The sequence below is a fragment of the Nitrospira sp. M1 genome, from assembly GCF_965152605.1.
Genome location: NZ_OZ224217.1, coordinates 1,020,744 through 1,045,621 on the forward strand (window position 1 = coordinate 1,020,744; position 24,878 = coordinate 1,045,621).

General features: G+C 47.3%; 22 protein-coding genes and 2 pseudogenes. 14 read left to right on the plus strand and 10 right to left on the minus strand.

Annotation, left to right across the window (positions count from 1 at the left end):
* The first annotated feature begins 553 nt into the window (after positions 1 to 553).
* The 14 genes from ACWHX8_RS04930 (at position 554) to ACWHX8_RS04995 (ending at position 18,100) form a co-directional block, all read left to right on the plus strand.
* On the plus strand, positions 554 to 2,539 hold the full coding sequence (locus tag ACWHX8_RS04930) for a cytochrome ubiquinol oxidase subunit I (RefSeq protein ID WP_447970849.1): 1,986 nt from the start codon (positions 554 to 556) through the stop codon (positions 2,537 to 2,539).
* A gap of 75 nt (positions 2,540 to 2,614) precedes the next feature.
* Positions 2,615 to 3,931 carry a nitric oxide reductase gene (locus ACWHX8_RS04935; protein WP_447970850.1) on the plus strand — a complete coding sequence of 439 codons (1,317 nt, stop codon included), beginning with the start codon at positions 2,615 to 2,617 and terminating at the stop codon, positions 3,929 to 3,931.
* 52 nt (positions 3,932 to 3,983) lie between these two features.
* Complete coding sequence (locus ACWHX8_RS04940) at positions 3,984 to 4,949, plus strand: c-type cytochrome (RefSeq protein WP_447970851.1); 966 nt, start codon at positions 3,984 to 3,986, stop codon at positions 4,947 to 4,949.
* A 14-nt stretch (positions 4,950 to 4,963) separates the two neighbouring features.
* Complete coding sequence (locus tag ACWHX8_RS04945; protein WP_447970852.1) at positions 4,964 to 6,850, plus strand: c-type cytochrome; 1,887 nt, start codon at positions 4,964 to 4,966, stop codon at positions 6,848 to 6,850.
* A 183-nt stretch (positions 6,851 to 7,033) separates the two neighbouring features.
* Positions 7,034 to 7,636 carry a molybdenum cofactor guanylyltransferase gene (gene mobA / locus ACWHX8_RS04950; RefSeq protein WP_447970853.1) on the plus strand — a complete coding sequence of 201 codons (603 nt, stop codon included), beginning with the start codon at positions 7,034 to 7,036 and terminating at the stop codon, positions 7,634 to 7,636.
* 709 nt (positions 7,637 to 8,345) lie between these two features.
* Positions 8,346 to 9,383, plus strand: coding sequence for a glycosyltransferase family 9 protein (locus ACWHX8_RS04955; RefSeq protein ID WP_447970854.1), 1,038 nt, complete (start codon positions 8,346 to 8,348; stop codon positions 9,381 to 9,383).
* 90 nt (positions 9,384 to 9,473) lie between these two features.
* Positions 9,474 to 11,255 carry an arginine--tRNA ligase gene (gene argS, locus ACWHX8_RS04960; RefSeq protein WP_447970855.1) on the plus strand — a complete coding sequence of 594 codons (1,782 nt, stop codon included), beginning with the start codon at positions 9,474 to 9,476 and terminating at the stop codon, positions 11,253 to 11,255.
* 66 nt (positions 11,256 to 11,321) lie between these two features.
* Positions 11,322 to 12,458 (plus strand): tRNA guanosine(34) transglycosylase Tgt, encoded by a 1,137-nt coding sequence (tgt, locus tag ACWHX8_RS04965; RefSeq protein ID WP_447970856.1) that lies wholly within the window; start codon positions 11,322 to 11,324, stop codon positions 12,456 to 12,458.
* Positions 12,459 to 12,610: 152 nt separating this feature from the next.
* Positions 12,611 to 12,928 (plus strand): preprotein translocase subunit YajC, encoded by a 318-nt coding sequence (gene yajC / locus ACWHX8_RS04970; RefSeq protein ID WP_447970857.1) that lies wholly within the window; start codon positions 12,611 to 12,613, stop codon positions 12,926 to 12,928.
* Between the two features lie 19 nt (positions 12,929 to 12,947).
* Positions 12,948 to 14,585, plus strand: coding sequence for a protein translocase subunit SecD (gene secD, locus ACWHX8_RS04975; RefSeq protein WP_447970858.1), 1,638 nt, complete (start codon positions 12,948 to 12,950; stop codon positions 14,583 to 14,585).
* 49 nt (positions 14,586 to 14,634) lie between these two features.
* Positions 14,635 to 15,555 carry a protein translocase subunit SecF gene (gene secF, locus ACWHX8_RS04980; RefSeq protein ID WP_447970859.1) on the plus strand — a complete coding sequence of 307 codons (921 nt, stop codon included), beginning with the start codon at positions 14,635 to 14,637 and terminating at the stop codon, positions 15,553 to 15,555.
* Positions 15,556 to 16,158: 603 nt separating this feature from the next.
* Positions 16,159 to 17,310, plus strand: a complete 1,152-nt coding sequence (locus ACWHX8_RS04985; RefSeq protein WP_447970860.1) for a phage tail sheath C-terminal domain-containing protein — start codon at positions 16,159 to 16,161, stop codon at positions 17,308 to 17,310.
* 218 nt (positions 17,311 to 17,528) lie between these two features.
* Positions 17,529 to 17,756, plus strand: coding sequence for a type II toxin-antitoxin system MazE family antitoxin (gene mazE, locus ACWHX8_RS04990; RefSeq protein WP_447970861.1), 228 nt, complete (start codon positions 17,529 to 17,531; stop codon positions 17,754 to 17,756).
* On the plus strand, positions 17,753 to 18,100 hold the full coding sequence (locus ACWHX8_RS04995) for a type II toxin-antitoxin system PemK/MazF family toxin (protein WP_447970862.1): 348 nt from the start codon (positions 17,753 to 17,755) through the stop codon (positions 18,098 to 18,100). Before mazE ends, ACWHX8_RS04995 begins: the two co-directional genes overlap by 4 nt.
* An 845-nt stretch (positions 18,101 to 18,945) precedes the next feature.
* Here ACWHX8_RS04995 and ACWHX8_RS05000 read toward each other — a convergent pair.
* From ACWHX8_RS05000 to ACWHX8_RS05045, 10 genes and pseudogenes are all read right to left on the minus strand, one after another.
* On the minus strand, positions 18,946 to 19,647 hold the full coding sequence (locus ACWHX8_RS05000; RefSeq protein WP_447970863.1) for a PEP-CTERM sorting domain-containing protein: 702 nt from the start codon (positions 19,645 to 19,647) through the stop codon (positions 18,946 to 18,948).
* Positions 19,648 to 20,282: 635 nt separating this feature from the next.
* A pseudogene (locus ACWHX8_RS05005) lies at positions 20,283 to 20,360 on the minus strand (type I restriction-modification system subunit M N-terminal domain-containing protein); the annotation flags it as partial.
* Positions 20,361 to 20,441: 81 nt separating this feature from the next.
* Entirely contained in the window at positions 20,442 to 20,642 is a 201-nt protein-coding gene (locus ACWHX8_RS05010) for a DUF2283 domain-containing protein (protein ID WP_447970864.1), read from the minus strand.
* Positions 20,639 to 21,058, minus strand: coding sequence for a hypothetical protein (locus ACWHX8_RS05015; RefSeq protein WP_447970865.1), 420 nt, complete (start codon positions 21,056 to 21,058; stop codon positions 20,639 to 20,641). Before ACWHX8_RS05015 ends, ACWHX8_RS05010 begins: the two co-directional genes overlap by 4 nt.
* Before the next feature lie 216 nt (positions 21,059 to 21,274).
* Complete coding sequence (locus ACWHX8_RS05020) at positions 21,275 to 21,511, minus strand: DUF4926 domain-containing protein (protein WP_447970866.1); 237 nt, start codon at positions 21,509 to 21,511, stop codon at positions 21,275 to 21,277.
* Positions 21,508 to 21,855: a DUF6883 domain-containing protein gene (locus ACWHX8_RS05025; RefSeq protein ID WP_447970867.1), complete on the minus strand. Its 348-nt coding sequence runs from the start codon at positions 21,853 to 21,855 to the stop codon at positions 21,508 to 21,510. Before ACWHX8_RS05025 ends, ACWHX8_RS05020 begins: the two co-directional genes overlap by 4 nt.
* Positions 21,856 to 22,092: 237 nt before the next feature.
* On the minus strand, positions 22,093 to 22,599 hold the full coding sequence (locus ACWHX8_RS05030) for a HEPN domain-containing protein (RefSeq protein ID WP_447970868.1): 507 nt from the start codon (positions 22,597 to 22,599) through the stop codon (positions 22,093 to 22,095).
* Positions 22,600 to 23,688 carry a DUF262 domain-containing protein gene (locus tag ACWHX8_RS05035; protein ID WP_447970869.1) on the minus strand — a complete coding sequence of 363 codons (1,089 nt, stop codon included), beginning with the start codon at positions 23,686 to 23,688 and terminating at the stop codon, positions 22,600 to 22,602. It lies immediately after the preceding gene.
* Between the two features lie 393 nt (positions 23,689 to 24,081).
* Positions 24,082 to 24,417: a DUF2442 domain-containing protein gene (locus ACWHX8_RS05040; protein ID WP_447970870.1), complete on the minus strand. Its 336-nt coding sequence runs from the start codon at positions 24,415 to 24,417 to the stop codon at positions 24,082 to 24,084.
* A pseudogene (locus ACWHX8_RS05045) lies at positions 24,372 to 24,581 on the minus strand (DUF4160 domain-containing protein); the annotation flags it as partial. The gene ACWHX8_RS05040 and the pseudogene ACWHX8_RS05045, both read right to left, overlap by 46 nt.
* Between the last annotated feature and the right edge of the window lie 297 nt (positions 24,582 to 24,878).

A 24,878-nucleotide genomic window follows, 5' to 3' on the forward strand; every position in this document is an offset into this window, starting at 1 on the left:
AACCATTCCAGCCAAAACTATAATATCGAACACTTTTGCATTGGTACGCATGAAATTTTCCTTAAAGAGTGAAATAATGGCAATTGAATAGCATGGCATTCTTTAAGCTGTCAAGTGGAAAGAACTAGGTGAAATCATTTAGCAATAGGTGGGACAATGGCAACAGGTGATTCAGTTCAAACTAAAATCGGAAAAGCAATTTTTTACATCACATGCGCTGTAAGTTTTTGGTTCTTTTACTGGTTTGCGGGAATTCAATGTCCCTGCTAATAGCAATGAGCCGAGAAGCTTTTTCCTGGTCCTAAAAGATTTTTACGGGAGGGTGACATGCAAATAGTCTACATCGTGGTTTCGCTGCTAATTTCTTTCGTGTATTTCCAGGCTTTAGATTGGTTCCTCATGGACGCACAGGGGCTCGACTACTTCTACATGTTTCGGTAGATGGTTGATCGGCGTTCGTGATGTTCTTCTACTGTGGCTCTTTACGAATTGAAACTTCAGAAAGATATGAAATGGAATTAAGGACTTGCTCAATTTTAAAAGGAGGTTGGTCATGGGTCACCTATCAGGTCGTATGACCCGTAATGGTAAAAAGGTGATGGCCGGTACGGCCTTGTTTGCGATGGTGGGGCTCTTGCTGCTTCCCATCTTCATGGCGCTTCCCGCACTGGCTGGCGGTGGTGGCGGTGGAGCAGCTGGTGGGCCTCCTGCTGATGTCGTGGCTGCTCAAAAAGAAGCTGGTGAGGGAGAAGAGGGTGAAGAAGAAGAGAAAATTGAGACGGGCCGTGATGTCTACTATAAGATTGAAGGTCCGGCCGTTGGGATGCCTGCTCCGATAACAGAGGATAATGAATCATTTTATCCTCGTTACAACTTTGAAAGTCGCGTGTTGCTTTGGGTTGCAAATCAGCAGCACCTGTATTACGGAAGTTTTGTGCTTGCCGTTCCAATTTTTTGTATGTGTATTGAGTTTGCTGGAATGGTGAGTAAAGACAAGGCCATGGCGCAGAAGTATGATAAGTTGGCCTATGACTTTATCAAAATAAGCTTGACCGCTTATTCTTTGACCGCCATTCTCGGTGGTATTCTCATCTTTACATTCCTGACATTGTATCCGGCTTTCTTTGGATATCTTTCCAGCATTTTCCGTCCAGTCATGCACATCTATGCGCTCTTGTTCGTAGCTGAAAGCGCAACGTTGTACATCTACTACTACGGCTGGAATCAGATGAAGGAAGGGGTGATGAAGTGGATTCATCTGAGTATGAGTGTAATCCTTAACGTCATAGGGACAGTTCTTATGTTCCTGGCCAATTCATGGATTGCATTTATGATGTCTCCAGCTGGCGTTGATGAACAGGGCCGTTATCTCGGTAACATCTGGCATGTGCTTCATACCGCATTGTGGAATCCACTCAACGTTCACCGAATTCTCGGAAACATGGCGTTTGGTGGTGGTGTTGTTGCCGCCTATGCGGCATACAGATTCCTTTCAGCCAAAACAGATGAAGACCGCGCGCATTATGATTGGATGGGATATATAGCCATGAGCCTTGGGGTCGCATTCCTTATTCCCCTACCGTTTGCTGGCTATTGGCTCATGCGTGAAGTGTATGCGTATCGGCAACAGATGGGAATCACGCTCATGGGAGGTCTGTTAGCTTGGCTGTTTATCATTCAAGCTACCATGATTGGAATTCTTTTCCTGACGACTAATTATTACTTATGGCAAGCGCTAGGGCGAATGACCGGAGGGGAACGCTTCCAGCGTTACATTAAGTACTTGGTGTTTATCCTTGTTGTCGGTCTGCTCGTCTTTATCACACCGCATACGATTGTGATGACGCCGGCAGAGTTAAAAGCCATGGGTGGTCAACAACATCCTGTGCTTGGAAACTACGGTGTGATGTCTGCGAAGAATGGTGGTATTAACGCAATTATCATGACCACGATTCTGAGCTTTATCTGGTATCAAAGAGGAAATAAAATTCCCACCGTCAGTTGGTCGAAGTTTGGGAATATATTCATGGGATGTTTTTTCTTGATTGGTCAGTTAAATAATATCTGGCTTGCTTGCTATGGATACTTTATTCCAGCAAACGTGCGAATTGGTCTCTCTGTACCTCAGGTGGCCGGGACCCTTTCTTGTCTCTTCTTGATGACGCCATTGAATTTGGCGATGTTGAAGGGAGCAAAGGAGTTAGGGCCTATTAAATGGGGGACAATTCAGCCTAGATCTCAGTATGCATTGATTATGTTAGCAACAGCATTTACATGGATGATGGGTCTCATGGGATACATTCGTTCCTCTGTGAGACTGTTCTGGCATGTCAATGAAGTTATGCGTGATAACTCTCCATGGGCGTACACGCATACGATTGGTTTTGCTGCAAACGTGATTTCGTTTAACGTGTTGTTCTTTTGGATCACAATCATGTTTGTCTTTTGGTTGGGGGCACTTGGTATGAAGGCTACGCCTGTTCCGGTAAAGGAACCGGTCTCTGGAACGCCTGCTCCACAACCAGCAGCAGGAAGCTAAGAAATTACTTACAATGAATCCATTTCGCCGTCCAGGACTACATCCTGGGCGGTTTCCTGATGGAGGGTAACTAAGGTGTTAGAACTTATTGGTGCTGGATTCTCTCTCGGATGGCCGATCTTGGCATTCCTCGTATGCTTGATCATTTACTTTCAAGCATCAATTTCAGATCCTGTGCAGAAGAAGAATGCTACATTTAAGACTATTGTCGGCATTTTCTGTGCGCTTTTAGCCTTTATGGCCATTGCAAATTACACAAAGAACTTTAATGCCGACCCAGGTGTGTTACCGATGTCGCTGGTGTTAATTACGGCTGTTACATTTGTAATGAGTTTGTACTTTGCAAATATTGGCGCATTAATGAAAATTGGCGGATTCATGTTTTTTGTTGCCGCAGCCTTATCAGGTTATGGGAATTGGCTTCCTCAGGTAGAGGGTGGGTTTCCTCCACCGGTTGTAAAGCTTGATTTCCAAAGTATGTCTTCTCAACAACTTGCAGACGAGGGAGAGAAAATAATTTTCGGAGGATTGGGCCAAAGTAAAGTGCAGGGAGCAATTGGAAAGGGACAGTGTCCTCTTTGCCATGGATTTCAAAAAGGATTTTTGAGCGAACGAGCCCCAAACCTCTTTGATATACCTGCAAGAGCAAAGACTCGACTTGAAGAACCTAACTATCATATGAATGATCCAGCTTCACGGCCATCCGTTCAAAAAGAATCTTTTGAAGGAGCTGGAACGGCTGTCGATGCTCAGGAATACATTGCTGAGTCACATGCATGTCCGAATTGCTATGTAGTTCCAGGGTTTGGTGTGAAAGGCTCAAATGATACGGAGAGTCCTATGCCTATTATCCATAAGGCTCCTATATCCCTAGCTATGGGTGAATTAGCGGCTGTTGATACCTGGATGTATATCAGGGAAGGTTTAGAGGCTCCTCCTTACGACGTAATTATTTCCTCCTATGAAAAGTTTATCCCTGAAGGAGATAGAATTACCGCCACTGATGATGAAGAAGATGCAGGTGCTGCTGCAGGAGGTGTATTGGCGACGGGCGAAGAGCCAGTCAATGAGATTTTCATGAAAGGTGGGTGTGTGGCCTGTCATATCATTCCTGGAATTGAAGGCGCGACAGGTAAAGTTGGTCCAGTTCTTATGGAAGGAACAAATGCTCCAAACAGGATAAAGGATGCAGGCTATAAAGGTAATGCAACCTCCACAAAAGAATATATTACGGAGTCAATTCTTGATCCCAGTGCCTATGTCGTAACAGATTACCCAGACGGTCAAATGCCAAAAGACTTTGGTAAAAAGTTAAGTGCTGGGGCTGTTAATAAAGTTGTCAATTATCTTTCCCAACTTAAAGAGGGGCAAGATCCACCGCCAGTTGAGTAGTTGAATTGGTGCTATTGGATACCCTCAATATTAAATGTAAGGAGTAAGAGGAATGACCTGGCTAAAACTGGTGGAAGGCTACATGCCGATGCAAATGATCAGCGAGCTGGCCATTTGCATTCTGATCATGGCAGGGATCAACTTCACGTTGAAGAAGGCGGGAGTCGGCATCCCGAAGTTCTGGGCGGGTATTGGTGTCTTCATCTTCATTCAACTCTACCTGAAGTATCGTATTTACCCACCGATTCCGTTTAGCGTCCGGGCCATCTATGGGACCGTCTCCGCGTGCGGGATCTTTATGTGGGTCTCAGGCTCGCAAGGCGAATGGGAAGACTTCAAGCGCCCGATTATGAATGTGCTGGACGGGAAGACCGGGTTTCATAAGCTGATTCGCACGGCGGCGTTAATCGTTTTGCCGCTGTTGTTAGCCGGTTATGCGTATCAATCGTTCCTGCCGAGCTTTGATGAGCCTATCGAGCTCCGGACGGTGCATCCTGCTCCTCCGGCCACGACCAAAGTCCATGGCAAAACGTTTGTGCTGCAAACCGCGTCCAATCCTTATCGGGTGAACCCAGAGGGGAAATACGATCAAAAGTATTCGGACGCCCACATTGTCGTCCAGGACATGGGACGATTGATGAAAGATGTGAACAGCAAGGAAGACAATCCGTGGGATCCGAACGCGGAAGGCTACATTAAGTACGTGCGAGAAGGTGGTGAAATCTTCTTTCAAAACTGCCACTTCTGTCATGGGGATAACTTGAACGGTCGTGGATTGTGGGCGTATGCGTTCAATCCTATTCCTGCCAACTTTACAGATGCGGGAACGATTGCGCAGCTTCAGGAAACGTTTGTGTTCTGGCGTGTCGCGCAGGGGGGCATTGGGCTCCCACCAGAGGGTTTCCCGTGGGCGTCGGTGATGCCGCCCTGGAAAGAACATCTCACGACGAATGAAATCTGGAAAGTGGTGATGTTTGAATATTGGCACACGGGCTATTATCCACGGACGTGGGATTAAGGGAGGCCGTGGCAATGGCAAACATGAACCAGACCAAGCAACCGATACAGATCAAGAGGGAGACGATGAACAACGGAACGCAGGCAGAACAAAGACGCAGACCATACGGCGTGCTGCTGACCATGAGTGCAGGACTGCTGCTGTGGGGGATTTCCGGGGCCGCGCTCGCGCAAGATGCAATCCCCGAGGGGTTTGCGTCCCAAAGCTTACCGGAGCAGCATTCAGCCGAAGACATCGAAGCGGGCAAGCGGGTGTACTTTACCAAATGTGTGTGGTGTCATGGGGTGGATGGTGCCGGAGACGGCCCAGGGGCCGACCGCTTATGGCCACGCCCACGGAACTTTAATGCCGGAACATTTAAGATCCGACACACCGCCAGTGGAGAACTCCCGCTTATTGATAAGGATTTATTTGATACCGTAACGCATGGGTTACCGGGTTCGGCCATGCCTTCCTGGGAAGGTATCTTAACCAATAAGCAACGACGAAATGTGTTGGCGTTTGTCACAGAAGAGTTAGTGAAAGATCGGGACTGGCAGGATGATGAATTTGAAACGTTGACGGTGTTAGACATGTCGAAAATGACGCCCACCGCCAATAGTGCGGAGTCGGTTAAACGAGGCTCTGAACTCGTTGTGGAGAAGAAGTGTATAGAATGTCACGGTGTGGAAGGCCGTGGTGATGGGAACGCGTTTAATTTGAAAGATGACTGGGGCTTTCCGATTCAACCGGCCGACTGGCACAAGTGCTGGAACTTCCGGGGGAGCCGTCAAGATCCCTATAACGTGAAGAACATTTTCCGCACATTCTCGACCGGCATCAATGGGACCCCGATGCCGTCGTTTGCAGACAACACGTCGATAGAAGACCGGTGGGATATTGCCAACTATGTGAATTCACTGTGTGAGAGGGAAGCGGAAATCAATATCGACGGCGGAGCGGTGACCGATGAGATTGCGACGACCCTGTCGACGAGCAAAGCGTTGCCGGTGGATAAACTCACGGATAAGCCGAAGGCAAACTTCGTGGTGCCGTCGAAGTACTTTGAAGGGGCCTTGCCGACGGATGAATTAGATGAGCGATGGAAGGTTGCCCCGCGCCGGTGGATTGCGTTAGGCGGCCAGATCACGCATAAGCCCCGGAACTTTGTGAACCGGATTGACGATGCGTGGGTGCAGTCGATGTACAATGAAACCCACATCCAGTTCCTGTTCCAATGGGATGATCGCACACATAGTGTGGCGGAAGAGGAAGCGGAGTGGTACCACACAGAAGTGAACCTGGAAGACTACGGGGTGGAAGAGCAGCCGCCGGGCGGGACGAAGTTCGAAGATGATCCGGATCATCCGGAGTCGATCGCGGCTCGACAAAACCAATATGCCGTGTATAACGACGGGATTGCGTTTGAATTCCCGATTAAATGGCAAGAGCTGCCGTTCCCGAGGAAGCCCCGCTACTTGTGGGGGGATGACAAGTTCTCGATGGATATCACGAAATGGATGGCCGATGGGAGCCTGCATGCCTATGAGGGCACGGGCTGGGATCAGGAATTTGGGGAACGCGAGGGGATGGAGGAGGACCTGAAGCTGGTCAAAGCGGAGTGGAAGCATGGCCGGTGGACGGTGATTATCGAACGGCCGATCAAGCGAGACTATGAAGAGGATGCGTATTTAGAGGCAGGGAAATATGTCCCGATGGTGTTCTTCGCCTGGGACGGTCATAATGGAGATGCAGGACGAAAGATGGCAGTCTCGGCATTCTATTACTTGGTGATGGAGCCGCCAGTGCCGCAAGAAGCCTATATCTATCCGGTGTTAATGGGCATTGGCCTGGTGGGGATTGAAGGCTGGGTGCTCGCGCGCCGCCGTAATCGCCGCGAAGGCAAACTGGATGAGACGTAAGACGTAACCGTCCCGGTCTCAAGGGACTATAGCGAATCCAAATAAGTTCCAAACAGGAAACTACAACTAACTCAGCGCGGTACAACGTTTCCACTAGCGGAAGTTATTTGAAACGGCTATAGACGACAACACACAGGGGGTGGGGATGCAATCCCACCCCCTGTTTTTATTTGATGGGTTTTTATGATTACTGACGTCTCAGGAGTTCTTTTGGCTGGTGGACTGAGCCGACGTATGGGGAAAGACAAACGAGCGGTGGCCGTCGATGGCGAAACACTTTTCAACCGTGTTTTACATGTGTATGAAGAATTGTTTAAAGAGATAATTGTAGTCGTTGCTGAGCCATCGGCTATTACTGATGGGCTGAGTCATGCTGTTGTGACTGATCTCATTCCTCAAAAGGGACCCATGGGTGGACTATATACTGGTCTGTCGCATGCGACAGAATCACGTGTGTTTACCGCGGCCTGTGATATGCCATTTTTGTCCGTTCCACTAGTTCGTCGATTATGTGAGTTTTCTATGAATTCAGATGTGACGATGGTTCGTTTGGATATTGGAATGCAGCCTATGCAAAGTATCTATTCCAAAAAATGCGTAGCCGCTTTACAATCTCTGATTGATGAAAATCAATTAGAGATGCGGAGTATCTTGTCGCGCCCTGAGTTGGTACACCATATTGTCGATCAAGAGCAAATTCTTGATTTAGATCCTCACTGTGTGTCTTTCATGAATGTGAATACTCCATCTGATCTTGAAATGGCCAATAAGCTTTGTCGGGCGTAATCCTGACTTTAATCTCAAATATTTATATCCATTAGGTAAATTCTCAGAATCCATCGTTCCTCACGAATTCCTCATTCGAGACTTTCATCGGTTTGGTTTTATTTTGTTTATAAGAGAATTGGCATTTTAGAACCCACCTGTTGCGAGGTGGGTTGTTACGTTGTGTTCGTGATATGAATTCATCTATAGCAAATCCAAATTAGTTTCAAAGAAGAAAATACAACTATAGCGAATCCTCATACATATCAGTTGAGCCATCCTGATTTTCCCTGCGGAATGAAGGACTTCAAGGTATCGAAGTTCAGGAAATCGGCTATAGCTCCGCACAGCACAACGTTAACATAGAGGAAAGTTATGCCCGCCTGGATGCCCTGTATACGATTGACGGTTCAATAACGAAGGGTTATAGCGAATCCAAATACGTTCCAAACAGGAAAATACAACGAACTCAGCGCGGTACAACGTTTCCACCAGCGGAAGTTATAGCCGTACCTTTCACCTTTTGCTCCTACGACATGTGTGGTTGCGCTTTGTACATGATATCAATTCGGTTTAGAGTTATACGGTTACGCTATAATTGAAACGGCTATAACCAGTATTCCGTAGGTCGACATGTAACTGATTCCATAACTGAAACGGCTATAGCATGTATTTGCTTTTACCACCGCAAATTGATTTGCTCTCTTATATTTAGGAATTAGAGGAGTGCGTGCATACGCTGATTATTCATCCAGGGGCATTAGGGGATGTTCTCTTGAGTCGTGTCACCATGTGTGGACTGCGACGAGCATTTCCGCAAAACATCCTTATCTGGGTTGGAAATAGTGAAATTGGCGATCTGCTGTTGAATGCTGGAGAGGTTGATCGCACACTTTCTATCGAAGGACGCTTTCTAGCAGATTTATATGGTGATACCGACCAATGGAGCCTGGGGACGGGTGAAGTGCTCAAGTCCTGTTCTCACATTGTGTGTTGGTTCGATGATCCTGGTGATGCAATAAGCCAGCGTCTTACGGTTTTTGGGATTGATTCCGTTATTATTCAGTCTCCATTTGCTAAACAGTTGGTCTGTAGACATTTTGAAGATCGATACCTTGAGACATTGCATGAATGGAACATCGAGCCTCCTACTCAGCCGTGCAGTGGATTGCGAGTCTGTCTGCCGAGTAATGAGAAGGTAACACTAGGGAAGAGTAAGTGCTTGTCGGCAGAGAATATTCAGCGAATAGCGGTTCATCCTGGTAGCGGAAGCCCTCATAAATGTACGAGCCCCTCGATTTTGGCTGCTCTTATTTCGCAATTATCGCAAGAAGAACGTACAGCGCTAACCATTCTTGAAGGTCCTGTTGATGCAAAACCTGTCGATCAACTATGTTCACTTCTATCGCCTGGAATATACGAAGTGGAGCGGGAGCAATCACTTACAACGATCGCACAGTTTTTAGCAGACTACGATCTTTTCATTGGACATGATTCCGGCTTGACTCATCTGGCCGTTGCCTGCGGTGTACCGACTATTATCCTATTCGGACCGACGGATCCGGAACGGTGGGCGGCGAGGGGGCAGCACGTCGCGGTTGTACAAGGAGAGCCATGCCAATGTAAAGAATGGTCGGATGTTCAATGCTGTGCTCATCGGTCATGTCTCAAGATTTCTGTGGAGAGAGTCCTTGAGCATGCCGCGCGATTATTGAACCGTCCCTCTATAGTAGCATTACGTAGTTGCCTCACTAATAATCTTGCTTGATATCAACAACTTGCCTCACTATGATAGCTATGGTACATTCGGCCCCATCCGCCGTAATTCCCCTTATTTTTTGAGAAGATAGAGATATTTTTGAAATCAGACCTCATTCATGATCTGGTGGTGGCTGCTTTGTCAGCTGCCCTGAGCCGTGCGAAGGATAGTGGAGACCTTGATCTTTCTGCTCTTCCTGCCCTGACGGTCGAGTTACCAAAACGAGAAGAATGGGGTGACCTGTCTTCAAACGTAGCCATGCTGGTTGCACCAAAAGCTCGTCGTCCTCCATTGGAAGTGGCCAAGTTACTCGCATCGATACTGAAGGGCGAGGGTCAGGATTTATTTGATCGCGTCGATGTTGCACCTCCAGGGTTTTTGAACTTTACGATTACCCCAAGTCGTTGGATTGATACGCTTACCATCATTGAAGAACGTGGTTCGGCTTTTGGCTCAAGTCAGATTGGGAAGGGCCAACGGGTTCTTGTTGAATATGTAAGCGCCAATCCGACAGGCCCGCTGCATGTCGGACATGGGCGCGGTGCAGCGCTTGGTCATGCGGCCTCAAATCTTTTGCAAGCAACCGGGTATAGTGTTCAACGTGAATATTACATTAATGATGCCGGTCGCCAGCTGAAACTGCTTGGAGCCTCTGTTTTCGCACGGTATCAGGAATATCATGGCCGTCCCTCTAGCTTTCCTGATGACGGATATCATGGAACCTATATTCATGCCGTGGCGGAAGCCATGGCGCAAGAACTTGGTTCGACGCTTCTAGACCTGAATCCTGAAGAAGCCGAACAACGGTCGTCAACATTTGCCTGTGCGCAACTGCTGGAACGGATCAGACAGGATCTTCGTGTGTTTGGTGTTGAATTTGATGAATGGTACAGTGAGGCGGAGTTGATCGGTGCTGGGCATCTGACCAAAGCTTTAGAGGATCTCAAAGAAAAAAACTTAGTGTTTCAAGATGAAGGTGCCTGGTGGTTTCGGTCTTCTCAGTTTCAAGATGAAAAAGATCGCGTGGTCGCCAAACAAGATGGGACCTATACCTATCTTGCCTCGGATATTGCCTACCATCGCGATAAACTTCACCGTGGTTTTGACTCGTTGATTAATATCTGGGGTGCCGATCATCATGGCTATATTCCCCGCATGCAAGCCGCCGTTCAAGCCTTTGGATATCGCCAAGAACAATTCCGTGTCGTTCTTGTTCAAATGGTCAATCTTCTTCGTGCGGGAAAAAAAGTTGAGATGTCTAAGCGTGCCGGAGAGTTTGTGACCTTGCGTGAGGTGATTGATGAAGTGGGGGCCGATGCCGCGAAATTCTTTTTCCTGATGCGGCGATCCGACAGTCACTTAGACTTTGATCTTGAACTAGCCAAGCGACAGTCTGCCGATAATCCCGTGTACTATGTGCAATATGCACATGCTCGTATTGCCAGTCTCTTTCGCGTGGCTGAATCTCGTGGCATTCACGTGCCGTCTATTCACGACGTGGATCATGCCTTCGTCACCACTCAAGATGAATTACGGCTGATCAAACAGTTATCCTGTTATCCTGGAATCATTGAAGCTAGCGCTGCCAGTCTTGAGCCGCATCGTGTCACGTTTTATTTGCAGGAGTTAGCGGCGCAACTGCATACGTACTACAATAAACATCGGATACTCCCATCCCATGAGACCGGGTTGGTAACTGATTCTCAAGAGGAAGGTGGCTCGGATTCCTCTGTCTCAATAGATGGACAGTCTGCTCAGGAGCATCGTGAAACTGTCACGCCAGAGTTGACGGCGGCGCGTCTTGCTTTGATGCGTCAAGTTCAGACGGTGATTCGTAATGGGCTGATGGTGCTTGGAGTTTCTGCGCCTGAACAGATGTGATGGGTTGGTGTATTGAAGACGTATTTCCACAAACAAGGTTGCGCGAGTAACTGAAAGAGCCTACGCATGTTTACGGTTCAACAGCACGATGCCACGATGCCCGCCAGAACGGGAATCCTCAAGACCGTTCATGGCACGATTGAAACGCCAGCCTTTATGCCGGTGGGATCGTTAGGTACCGTAAAAGGTATCGATCCAAATGAGTTGCAATCGTGCGGATATGGTCTCATTTTAAGCAATGCCTATCATTTATATCTGCGACCTGGTCATACCTTAATTGCCGAACAAGGCGGCTTGCATACATTCATGCAATGGCCCGGTGCCATTTTGACGGACAGCGGCGGGTTTCAAATGGTGAGCCTTGCCGATTTATGTCGGATTACTGAGGATGGGGTGGGCTTCAAGTCGCATCTTGATGGCTCCTGGCATCAATTGACGCCTGAATTGTGTATGGAGATTCAGGTAGCGTTAGGGTCGGATATAATGATGATGTTAGATCATTGTCCTCCCTATCCTTCTACGGAAAGCCAAGCCCGTGAAGCCCTGGAGCGTACGACACGATGGGCCCGTCGTTGTTTGGCCGTCCCTCGGCAAGATCATCAATTTTTGTTCGGTATCATTCAGGGCGGCGTGTTTCCGCATTTACGCCAAGAAGCAGCCTCGCAGTTATTGGAACTGGAATTTGATGGCTATGCGCTTGGAGGGCTCTCGTTAGGTGAAGAGAAGACGACGATGTTTCAGATCATTCAGGATGTCACGGCGAAACTGCCGCTCGATCGACCTCGTTATCTCATGGGCGTTGGGTTGCCAGAAGATCTTGTGGAGGGAGTCTGTCGTGGCGTGGATATGTTTGATTGCGTGATTCCGACCAGGCATGGCCGGACGGGGTGGCTCTTTACATCGTCGGGGCGAGTGCTGATTAAAAAAGCCCAATATGCACGAGATGAGGGACCAATTGATTCTGAATGTGTGTGCCCTGTATGTCAGCGATATTCACGAGCCTATTTACGGCATTTATTCGTGTCGAATGAAATGTTAGGTGTACGGCTCAATACGCTTCATAATCTCTGGTATTATGGGTCGTTGATGTCCAAGATTCGCGACGCTATTCGACGTGGACAGTTACAAGAATTCAGAACGCAGTTTTATCAGGCACGGGAACCCCATGGGCAAGACTTGAGCCCCGATACGGTGTGTGCCTGAACCGTTGTTTGAACAGTCATCATGGTACTGCGATGTCCATGTTGCTGGTGACGATTGGTGTGAGATTTGATGCGTGAGACGTCAACATTACAAGTGGTCTCCATCATGTCTCTGTTGATAGAACGTAGAGCTACGAAGAGAAAGGGGTAGACATGACTTCTCTTGCATGGGCACAAGCTGGCGGAGCAAATGATCCCACCGGTGGACTGTTGTCCTTTGTGCCATTTCTGCTGATATTTATCGTCTTTTATTTTCTGTTAATTTTACCGCAGCAACGTCGGGCGAAAAAACAGCGAGAATTGCTGGCCGCTTTGAAGAAAGGCGATAAAGTCATCACCACCGCTGGCATTTGGGGTACGATTACCAACCTTGATAAAGAGACGGTCACCTTGCAGGTTGCGGATAATACCAAAATTCGAGTGCAACGGGATTATGTCGGAAGGATCCGAGAAACAGAGGACGGCTCATGAGACAGAAAAGGCAAGTTCGATGAAGAAAATTCGTGGCAGATTGATACTGTTGATTGCCCTCGCGGTGATCTCGCTCATTATTTCATTACCTAGCTTTCCTTCACTCTACACACCGCTTCCCGATTGGATGAAGCAAGTGTTGAGCGATCGTGGTCTTGCCTTAGGCCTCGATCTTCAAGGAGGCGTGCATCTTGTGCTGGAAGTTGAAGAAGATCGAGCCGTAGAAATTGCGGTCGATCGCTCCAGAAAGGCGCTTGAAGACCTCAAGACCGATGAGGAACTTCCTATTGAATCGATCGTTCGAGAAGGGACGGATAGTCTGGTCCTGACCTTGGCCGATGGCGATGAGGCCAAGACGACGGTCACCCAGGAAATGGAAGATGGATTTCCTGGATTTGTGCTGAAAGAGTCTTCAGGAACAACCGTTACCTATGAACTTGACTCTGAGGAAATGGCTCGAATCAAGGACTCGGCTATTAATCAAGCCTTAGAAACCATTCGAAATCGTGTTGACGAGTTTGGTGTCGCCGAACCGTTGATTCAACGTTTAGGTCGAAATCAACTTGCGGTTCAGTTACCAGGAGTCAAAGATCCCGAGCGGGCGAAAGACTTGATCAAAAAAACGGCGTTGCTGGAGTTTAAGCTGCTTGATGAGTCGAAGGTGGCGTTAGAGCTTCCCCCGCAAGTTGAAAAAGGACAAGAGGAACAGATTCGAAAAGAATTTGAAGGACGGTTGCCTGAAGGGTCTGAAATTTTGTTTGAGAATGTCATAGCGGTAGATGGGGAGACGAGTTTTAGTCTCCCGTATCTCATTAAAAAGGATACGGCGTTAACGGGTGACGTGTTGCAAGATGCCCGTGTCACAATTGGAGAATTTAATGAGCCTATTGTCTCGCTGACCTTTGATAGCCGAGGCGGACAGGAGTTTGAGCGTCTGACATCAGAAAATGTCGGGAAACGTATGGCGGTCGTCTTGGATGGAACGGTCTATTCCGCTCCGCGTATCAATACGAAAATTAGTGGTGGGCGGGCGATTATCGAAGGCACGTTTACCACCAGCGAAGCCAACGATTTGGCTGTGGTCTTACGCGCTGGAGCCTTGCCGGCTCCCATGAAGACGTTGCAAGACCTGACGGTCGGGCCATCTCTAGGCAAAGACTCTATCGAGAAAGGTATTCGGACACTCTCGATCGCCGGCTGTCTCGTGTTGATTTTTATGATCGTCTACTATCGGCTTTCCGGAGTCGTGGCGAACGTGGCCCTTGCGCTCAATTTGATTGGGTTACTTGGCGCGCTGTCGGGATTGAATGCCACGCTCACGCTTCCTGGAATTGCTGGAATCATTCTGACAATCGGGATGGGTGTGGACTCCAATATTCTCATCTTTGAACGAATTCGAGAAGAACTCCGGCTTGGGCGTCCGGTAAGGCTTGCCGTTGACGGAGGGTACGATAAAGCCTTTCTCACCATTGTCGATTCCCATGTGACGACCCTGATTACAGGGTTGGCCTTGTTTCTCTTTGGGACCGGTCCGATTAAAGGGTTTGCCGTGACGTTATGTTTAGGTATTGCCATTAATTTGTTTACGGCGCTGGTAGGGACCAAAGTCGTGTTCGACGTCTTTAATCGGAAAAAACTGCAACGACTGAGTATTTGATCGGACGGATGATTTTAGATTTCACTCTTTCACCCAATGGATCGCGATTATGTTAGAAATTGTTGGAAAAACGAATATTGACTTTATGGGACGGCGCAAGATTGCGCTGGTCATCTCTGGAGTCTTGGGCTTGCTAGGGCTTATCGCCGTCATCCAAATCTCCTTAGGCTCAGCGAATTTGGGAATCGACTTTGCCGGCGGCACCGCCGTTCAACTCAAGTTTGACAAGGCGCTACCGATTGAGTCGGCACGAACCGTTTTAGCAAAACATGGTCTTGGCGAGGCAGAGCTGCAAGAGTTTACGCGAGACAATAAGTTACTCATTCGAGTGAAAACCGAAACCACCATCGAAGAAGCCATTAGCGACAAGATTATCCAGGTCTTTCGTGATGAGTTTAAAGGCCATCAATTTGAAATTGATTCCAGTACGTCCATCGGACCCACTATCGGACAAAAACTCCAAAAAGATGCATTGGTGGCCATTGTCTTGTCATTGATCGGCATCATTATCTATATTGCGGCACGATTTGAATTTCGATTTGGTGTGGCGGCAGCCATTGCGACATTTCATGATGTCCTTGCGGTGCTAGGAATTTTTTATGTGTTAAACATGGAAATTACCCTCTTGGTCGTCACCGCTCTTTTGACGCTGGCAGGATATTCATTGACCGATACCGTCATTGTGTTTGACCGGATACGAGAAAACCTTCGACAACGTCGTCGTCAGACTATTGAAGACATCATTAATAGCGGGATCAATCAGGTCTTGAGCCGGACGTTGGTTACAACCCTCACGGTCGTATTGGTACTCGTGCCATTGACCGTGTTTGGCGGTGAAGTGCTTCATGACTTTTCATTGGCCTTGCTTTTAGGGGTCATGATTGGAACCTATTCGTCCGTGTTTGTTGCTAGCCCACTTCTTCTCATTTGGCCTGGAGCTGACGGCAAACTCTTGAGTCGCGGGAAATAAGCCAGAGAAGTGGTAGGGAAATATTCTTCCGTTGTGGTTGCATTGCCTTTGGAGTGTTGATTACAGGTAGCCCTCGGCTACGATAGTTGTGAGGGCCTGCAGTTTGTTCGTGTGCATTCTTTTATGTGGTCGTAAGGCTTGGTCGTGAGGATTACAGGTAGCCCTCGGCTACGATAGTTGTGAGGGCCTGCAGTTTGTTCGTGTGCATTCTTTTATGTGGTCGTCAGGCTTGAGTCGTGAGGATTACAGGTAGCCCTCGGCTACGATAGTTGTGAGGGCCTGCAGTTTGTCCGTGTGCATTCTTTTATGTGGTCGTCAGGCTTGAGTTGTGGGGATTACAGGTAGCCCTCGGCTACGATAGTTGTGAGGGCCTGCAGTTTGTTCGTATGCATTTTTTTATGTGGTCGTAAGGCTTGAGTCGTGAGGATTACAGGTAGCCCTCGGCTACGATAGTTGTGAGGGCCTGCAGTTTGTTCGTATGCATTTTTTTATGTGGTCGTAAGGCTTGAGTTGTGGGGATTACAGGTAGCCCTCGGCTACGATAGTTCCTGGGGCCTGCGTTTGTCCGTGTGCATTCTTTTATGTGGTCGTAAGGCTTGAGTTGTGGGGATTACAGGTAGCCTCGTCCCGAAGATTGTTGCTCAGAGGACGAATGCTGCATCCAGAGCGATTGTAGGAGTCTCGACATCAACTGCCGTTCTTCTTGGCTCGTTCCCCCAAGGCCCTCTCTTCACACCAAAGCCCATTCAATCCTTTCACGCATGTGATCTCGTGTTCGGCGGATCAAGAAAGCCTACGCTTCCCTCTCTCGTTGTCAGTCAATTTTTCAAGAACGGCGGAAAAAAGCTCTGGATTATTTCCACAGGAACCAGACTTTCACGCAATGCTGCATCTTTCTTGAAGGGCCTTTCTGTCCTATCAAGAATACAATCCGTGAATACGATTTTGATTCCAGAAACATCTCAACTTCCGGAGCACGAGGCGACGAAGGTTTTTTCCGCTGCCATCCCGTTGGCTGAGAAACGCCAAGCCCTCTATCTGCTGGATCCACCTCAGTCAATTCCCTTGATTCATCGCGGCAAAGGCTTGACCGTTTGGGTTCGAGCGCAACAAGATCTTCACCATCCAAATGTGGTGGTCTATGTCCCACGCATACGCGTTCGTTTGACGACCACCACGTCAAAGTTAGTCGCGATTTCTGCCAGCGGAACCATGGCAGGTGTCTACGCACGAATCGATCGCACACGTGGGGTCTGGAGCACGCCAGCTGGGGCCGAGGCAAGTTTGCTTGGGGTGGAGGAACTTGAACGCATCCTGACCTCGAAAGACATTTCAGTACTCACGAGAGCCAACATGAATGCCTTCAAAATGCTTTCGTCTTCTGCTTTTGCCGCCTGGGGAGCACGGACCCTGTCATCTCGTTCCGAATGGAAGTATATTGCCGTTCGGCGAACAGCGTTATTCCTGGAGCAGAGTCTTCGAAAGGGGTTGACCTGGACCACCTTTGAACATAATGACGTCGCCCTATGGGCCGCAATCCGTCAGGTCGTCAACCAGTTTTTACAAGACCTTTTTCGGCGAGGAGCATTTCAAGGAACGCGAGCCAAAGATGCGTACTTTGTGAAATGTGGAAGAGCGACGACGACTGCGGCAGATCAAGCCGCAGGCACACTTAATATTATTCTTGGATTCGCTCCGCTCAAACCTGCAGAATTCATTGTCCTCAACATTCAACTGCAAGCTCGAACGCGTTAGTTCACCGTATGTATTTCAAGCCTATAGCCGATACAATTATAGTGAAACCAAAAAACTTTCAGTCGAATGTACATTATATTCGCAACGCAACAACGCATATCGTACAGACGGACGTATAGTGGAACGGTTATAAACTGATAATGCGGATGATTTGGAAAGAAAATTCTATTATCATACTAGATAGTATGATATCATAGTATGATAAAGGAGTATGATGAATGACCAATCGTGCAACATTTACATTGGAAGATGATGCGTTGGCCTACTTACAACAGGTCGCAGGCGAGAATAAGAGTGCCTATGTGAACCACCTGTTGTTGCAAGAAAAAAAACGGTCGCTCAAAAAAGCCATCCTTCAAGCCAATCAGGAAGAAGCTGATGATACCGCCTATCAGGAAGAACTCGCAGAATGGAATGATACGCTTGATGATGGGCTGGAACCGTGAGCGGATCGGCCTTTCACCAATTTGAAATCCGGTGGGTTAATCTCGACCCCACACGCGGGGCCGAAACCAAGAAAAAACGCCCGTGTTTGATCCTTCAGGATGATGTCGTCAATCAAGGCTCGCGTACAGTGCTTGTCGCGCCGATCCTGCCGGGCCATAAGGACTGGCCGTTTGTCGTGAATCTGAAACCCAGCAAAAGCAACGGATTGGATAAAGACCGTCATGTCAATGTCAAACAGCTTCGGGCGGTTGATGTCTCACGGATCACCAACAAACAAGGTACACTAGAAAGACGGTATCTGGTCCCGATCAAAGCTGCACTTGGGCTTGTGTTTGATCTTTAAGCACCACGTTTTCGTGCTCCCCTTGAAAATGAGACTGACGTCTCTCCGAAAAGAACAGCACTTCAAAACTAGAGTAGAATGACAGTTTGGGTGTTCTTCTACCCGATGCCGACTATAGCGAATCCAAATACGTTCCAGCTGAGCCACCCTGAGTTTCCCTGCGGAATGAAGGGCTTCAAGGTATTGAAGTGCATAGAATCGGCTATAGCTCCGCGCGGTACCATGTTTCAACGAATGGAAGGTTATCCCCGCTTGAATGTACTGACAATGAGTGACGTGTTCTCTCACGTATTGGATATCACACGGTGACAAGGTGGCGCGTTATCGTTTCGGTATAACTGAAACGGCTATAGACCTTTCTTCTGATACTCAGTGGGCCTATGTTGGATCTGATGGCATTGCGTTCTTAGCTGTAGTCAGCTTCACGGGCCTCCACATTGGTAATTCCAATGTAATGTGCACATGATTGCGGCGACGTGCTACCGCAGCGCGGTACAACGTGAACATGAGGAAGGTTATGCCCGCCTGGATGACCTGCAGACAATTGACGGTTCACTAACGAAGGGTTATAGCGAATCCCAATACGTTCCAAACAGGAAAATACAACGAACTCAGCGCGGTACAACGTATGAATGAATGGAAGGTTATCCCCGTTTGAATGTCCTGGCAATGAGTGACGTGCTCTCTCGCGTATTGGAGATCACTCGTGTACAAGATGGCGTATTATCGTTTCGGGATAGCTGAAACGGCTATAAATCAAGTAATTGACTTTTTGTTGGGATGCCAAAGTAAAAGACCGGCTGGCTCGACGAGCCAGCCGGTCTTTTACCGTATGTATTTCAAGTCTATCGATCAATCGCCGAGGGTTGCGATCCTTTCTTTTTTCTCCAGTACGCTAACCCTGCTAATCCTGATCCTAAGAGCACCACCGTCGAGGGTTCTGGGACTTCGCCGCCAGGAGGCGCATCGGGAATATTGACCGTAAGGCTTCTGAGTTTAAAGTCATCTCCATTTCCGCGAGCGCCGATATAGAACATGGAATCGGTTAAATCTCCACCCAATCCAGAAAAGGTATAGGTTCGTCCGTGCCCCTGCCCAAAAATCGATTGATCCGTCACGCGAACGTCCGTGCCCACGAATAAACTGAAATCATCGCTATTATCCCAGTACGTGACCGTCATCGATTCTAAGGTGACGTCTTGGTTAAACGTGAATTTTATGTCTTCATCAGGGCCAGAACTGTCGATCACATGTCCATCGCCATAACAGCCGGAGTATCCGCTATACGTGTTGCCTGAGCAGGCCACCAAGCCATAAGCATTCGATCCAATGGCGATTCGATTCGACGCAACTGAAGAATAATTCCCGCCATTAAAGGCGCCCACATTCACGGAATGCGTTCCAGAGTGAAAGACTAAGTCTCCAGACGTCCATCCAGCATTCTGAGTAAAATCAAAGGTCACGGAAACGGCACTGGCCTGTGTGCTGAAGAACAGTCCCGACAGCAGCACCAATGTGGTCGTCAATAATTTAGTAGATAATGACATAATACAACCCTCCTATGAATTGCTGAACACGAAATGAAAAAAGTATCAAGAACGGTCAACGTGCTATTCAGTGGATGTTCATAAATCGGCGGAATATGGTATGAGCTGAATGTGCATCCATTGAAGTTTAGAAGCATTGGAGCAACAAATCTGCCAGAAAGCGGGTTAGGAAGATATGCGCGTGTTCTATCCGGATCTACTCTGTTCTGTTGTGTTGTGAATCAGGCGTTGGATAGCCGTGTTGCCTTCTTCGACAGTTTTTGTGCTTGGAGTTTTCAAATCGAATGTTCACAGAACGGAGCGAACACATGAATCGTCAGATTTTGAACGTATTCGTAAGAGAGAAACGCTAACGAGCAGGAGGTTCAGGCACAGTTAGCAGAAATGGGGAAGGCATGGGTGAATGTCGAAAAATTTTCACAGTAAAAAGAGAGAGGAATCTTCCAACTTCTTTCTTGAAATACGAGTCTTACCCCTAATGTATGCTTTTCCGAAACTGTTCTCCTCGGTCGATCAGACGGCCCATTCCTGGCACAACTCTAAGGAACGCGACATTGTGGAGCGAGATGACTTTTGGCTCACTACATCCAATTGGCCATTTTGAGAACGAGTCAATAGGTCAACTGCTCGACTTAGTCCCCATACGATATGCCATCATCTCGAAGAGCATTGCAGTAATTCCAAAGTTTTTGAACGATGGCTGAGGGGCTCATTGATAGAAGCTGCTGTTGGATTGCAGAAATGTTGGTGGTGAAAGTGTGAGAGCTGGGTTCGGACACCCAAGTCAGGTAATGCTAACCCGTCATTTGAAAATCCACCTTCCGAGTTTCAGTAACTCGGTTTGAGGCATCGAGAATCTCCAAAGAAACAAGATTGCCCATAGCATCATAGTCCAGGATGACCCCCGGTTTGTCCTCGTCACTTTCGACAATCGGGGTGTTTTCTTTCAGAATCACGCTGAGTGTGTCGGTCTTTTCATCGTAAGAGACTTTCATATCTTCTCCTTCCAGTACTTGGCGATCTTGCTCGTGGCATAGGCCGTCACGATCTCTGCTGGCGATCGATCGACGTCGACGAAAACCCGCAGAAGAAATGGCTTTGGCGGTTGTCCCCAAGGCACCCTTGATTGAAGGACGAATCGTCCAGGCCGAATCTCAAACGCCTGAGGATCGTCGACATGTGCTTGCGTGCCTCCCTGAGCGAGGTGGAGCGCAGTCATGACGTTACGCCTTCCTGTCGCGCCAGGTTGAGCGCAGGCAGGGAGGAGTTGCAATACCCGTTTGCGCCTGTCTGCGTGCCCCCGCGCAGTCGGGCTGCGTGGAACGAGGCAGGCAGTGTTCCAGTTTACCTGCGCGTGCACCGAAGGATGGCACGCAAGCAGGAGTTTTTGGACAATAGCCGATGGATTCATAGAAAGATGGCTCCAGATGTATTCATGGGAAATAAAACCTGATTCTCTAGGGGTGGTGTAAAATGAGAGAAGACATTCATTGAAAAAGTGAGCAACTGCGTGATCAAAAAACTCGTATTACTAATGATGATGAATTGGTAGGTAGGCCAAGTGAGAAGGAGGAAGAATAGGGAGTTCTCACGGCTTTCGAGAAAGGCAAGCGTGAATACACCCCTGCTAGGATGTCGAGCCTGCCAGATGGCGCGCATGGGCGATCTCATGCTTGTGGGCTGGGCGAACTTGAGAAGCCGACAGGGTGATAACGGCAACCGTCTCGCCATCCAAGGTGGTAAATTCGACCTCGTATCCTTTGCCCTCCTGATGAACCAGGACGACGGTTCCAATGTCTCCTCGCTGAAGCCCCTTCTGGGGTAGGTCGGATTCCAGAATCACGTCTTCTAACTCTTGAATCATGGTGTCCTCCGTTTCAAGGGATAGGCTGTTACAAAGCGAGGTGTTACGCTACCTGTATCTATAAACCAGACGGCTCGAATTTGCAATTCCCGGCTATTTGGGGAAAGAAGAGGGCCCTCGAGTACATAGCGGGTGCCAAATGGGGTCTCTGCAGTGTGGAAAACCTCGTTATCTTTCGCATGTTGCTGAAGGGCTTGTGCCAGCGTATTCCATGAAGAAACCTGAAAGCCAACGGCAGAAAAGAACTTCGCCTTCCCTCTGCCAGCCCGATGGGTAGAGGATAGGAGGTACTCGGTCATCTTGGTTTGAGAAATTTCTAAGCGGTTGGAATATGGCAGTTTCATATCATCACCGAATCAATAATTGGCTTTGTTCCACGCCTAACTGCAGGAATAGCAAATACGGTCACGGGTTTGAGCCTGTAGTGTATTCCGCCTTCCTGCCGTGCGATTCTTGATGCAGGCAGGGAGGACGTTGCAGTAGTTTCAGAGTTTTTGAACGATAGCAGGGGACCTCATGGAGCAAACTTCCTTAGATTAATAATGTGATAAAACGGACCCTTGGAGAAGACAAATGTCTAACTATCTATTCATGGTTTGAGACAGGCAATGTAAAATGTACTTGCCGCAATGGTATGAATTTTTGACTTCGTCATATGTTACAGTTTGAGAAATCAGACCTTCATGAGTAAATTTGTTTCGCCATACGATAATATTTGCATAGCTGGATTTTATACTTTTTCCTTCCTCTCTTAATATTTGTGCTTCCTTAACCTCTAACCTTTTTTTGAATCGATTAACATATTTTTCTCCAAACATGGGAAGATAATGTTTCACTATTCTTTCGCGGGTTATCTGCCCATTTGTTCGATCAAAATATGATCTAGTGAAATTTCCTAGAACTTTATGTTTTCTATCTGCAAAATCAATGAATATTTCCTTTAACCCAAGCTCGTAAACGGTCACAGCTGTTACTGCTAAAAACCCTATATAACGGGATTTAATAAAAGGGTCTGTTGTCACAGGGAAAGCTTTATCCAGATGGTTTATGAAATCATCTGCGTAATTAAAATGGCTGGAATATCCCATTTAACTTCCAAATAAATGCTTTTTTGCCAAATTAAATCGCCGATCTAAAATTGCCTCATCGCTTGTTCCCACCTGGGAAACTTCTTGAAATTGTTTATCATCCAAGAGGTTCTTATATTTTCTTGAAAGGTTAGATGGAAGCTTTTCAATCTTCTCGAAGATCATACAAAAAACTGAGTCTAGCGCTGAGGTATTTAACGGGCCCCGTAGGTGAAATGGCTTTTCACCAAGCTCCTCTATAATCGTTTTGGCGACGCGGGGGAAACGCTCCTTAAATTTCTTTACACGTTTAGAAGTTCCTTTTTGATTTTCCACCATTGCTTTGTTTAAAAACTCTTTCAAGGGTTTCTTGTAACAATGCCAATATTCCGCAAGTGCAAAAATACGAAGAATAAGCTCAACATCTTTTTGATGTTTGTCAAAAGTTTTTTTCCCAAGAATTTTTCTCCAATTTTTATCCTCATTTAATTCCCTCAAGATACTTACTAAGCCACCTCGAAAAACACAATTTCTTATCTCCTGAGGTTTAAGAGGCGTTCCTCCAGTATTAAGTCTTTCAAAAATATGGTAAATACTGGTATTTTCCCCTCTAGGTGATAGTTGCTTGATGTTTATTGCCCGGAGCACCGCCCCTTTTAATTTCCGCTGGTGGGATTCTTCTAAATCCTTAAACCTTTTTTTATGGAACGGATTTTGTTCATCCAATCCTGTTAGACGAAATACATGCCTCTTTCCTTGAATAGACTCGTTTCCAAAATACCCCTCCAAGTAATACACAATACTTAATATTCTTTGTTGACCATCAATTACTAAGTTTTTATTATCTTCATCGATATAGAAAAAAATTTGAGGAACAGGTAGACCAAGAAGAAATGATTCTATAAGGAGGGATGCCTGCTTGATACTCCACACAAAATTTCTTTGAAATTCTGGTATTAGGATATCGCCATTTTTCCACATTTCGCTCAGAACACTTAAAGTGAGATCCGAAGGATAGGAAACAATGTCGTAGGCAATAGAAACTTCTTCTTCATCTATGGATTCTTCTAGTTCCAAATCTTCAAGGTTTTGCGGTTTTCCCGTATTCATTTCTTAAGACTCCCCATGTTTTGAGCCATTCAATCGATTTGCGAACTTCCGTTTTTGGGAACCGGTCTATCTATGACCGACGGTCTTCAATTTATATCAATAAAAATCGGACTATTGTTCTTTACTCAAATATTTTTAGCAACTTTTTATGGATATGACTAGCAGTGATTGTCTTGAGATTAAATTATAGATAGGCCATTTCTAGGCCATTTCCCATAAGCAAAGTAGAATGAAGTTTTATGGCATGTTCAAACCAAGAACTCTATCTGATTGACACTTCCCGAAATGTAGGGGTCAGACTCGAATAAATATATGGTTTTGGATGTCCGTGTGTAGCAGCGAGTGTCGCGATAAGATGTATTGCGTCAATGCTCATATGTCCACAAACCACCCTTATTCGACTATCCACTGCCCCTGAGACTTGATCGCGTCATACATGACATCGGGAGCGAGGTCGGCTCCATTCGCCCACTGTATAGCCCCTATCACGACCTCTACTTTCGAAAAAGCCTCTTCATCCCGTAAGGGCTCAAATATTGTTCCAGCGATTTTAGGACTATTCAGAAAGTTCCGCAGGTCGACTTCACCCGTTGTTCCGTCTACAAAGGTGACGTGTAAACACAGGTTAGCATTGGCGCTCACAGAAGTGACATGCCAGGGAACGACATGCCGGATGGCTGGTTCTACTTCAGGGATTCGATGGGATTCGGATGTTTGAGTTGGTTGCATAGATTCCAGTTCTCCATCAGTTCCTCGCGATGATCTGTTGCCCACTCTAGCACTAAGGCCATGGCCCGGCGAGGTAGCGAGCCTCGCAACACGCGAAGCTCTCGCACATCGATCAACGCTTCATGTTCACCATAGAGTGCATGAAAGTGAGGCGGGTTATGTTCCTTATAAAAGAATCCTTCTCTATTTTTTCAGCCAACGGCCTCAGTAGTTTCTCTCTTACCATGCTACCCAACCCTTCGAATAATGTACAGAATTTTTGTTGACGACATTGTGTCGGTGAGAAGGAGGGCATTCCGTAGATTTGGTGCGGAGGTAGGATAGATAAACTCCCGACTAACAATGTTGTGATTGACGGGTGCAGGATTTCCGATTACCACTGCTGGTGCGAGGGCTCAAAAGACGGATGCCTGGTACAGAACGTAGGAATGACGAGAGGGCAAGAATGTTTTTCGAGAACC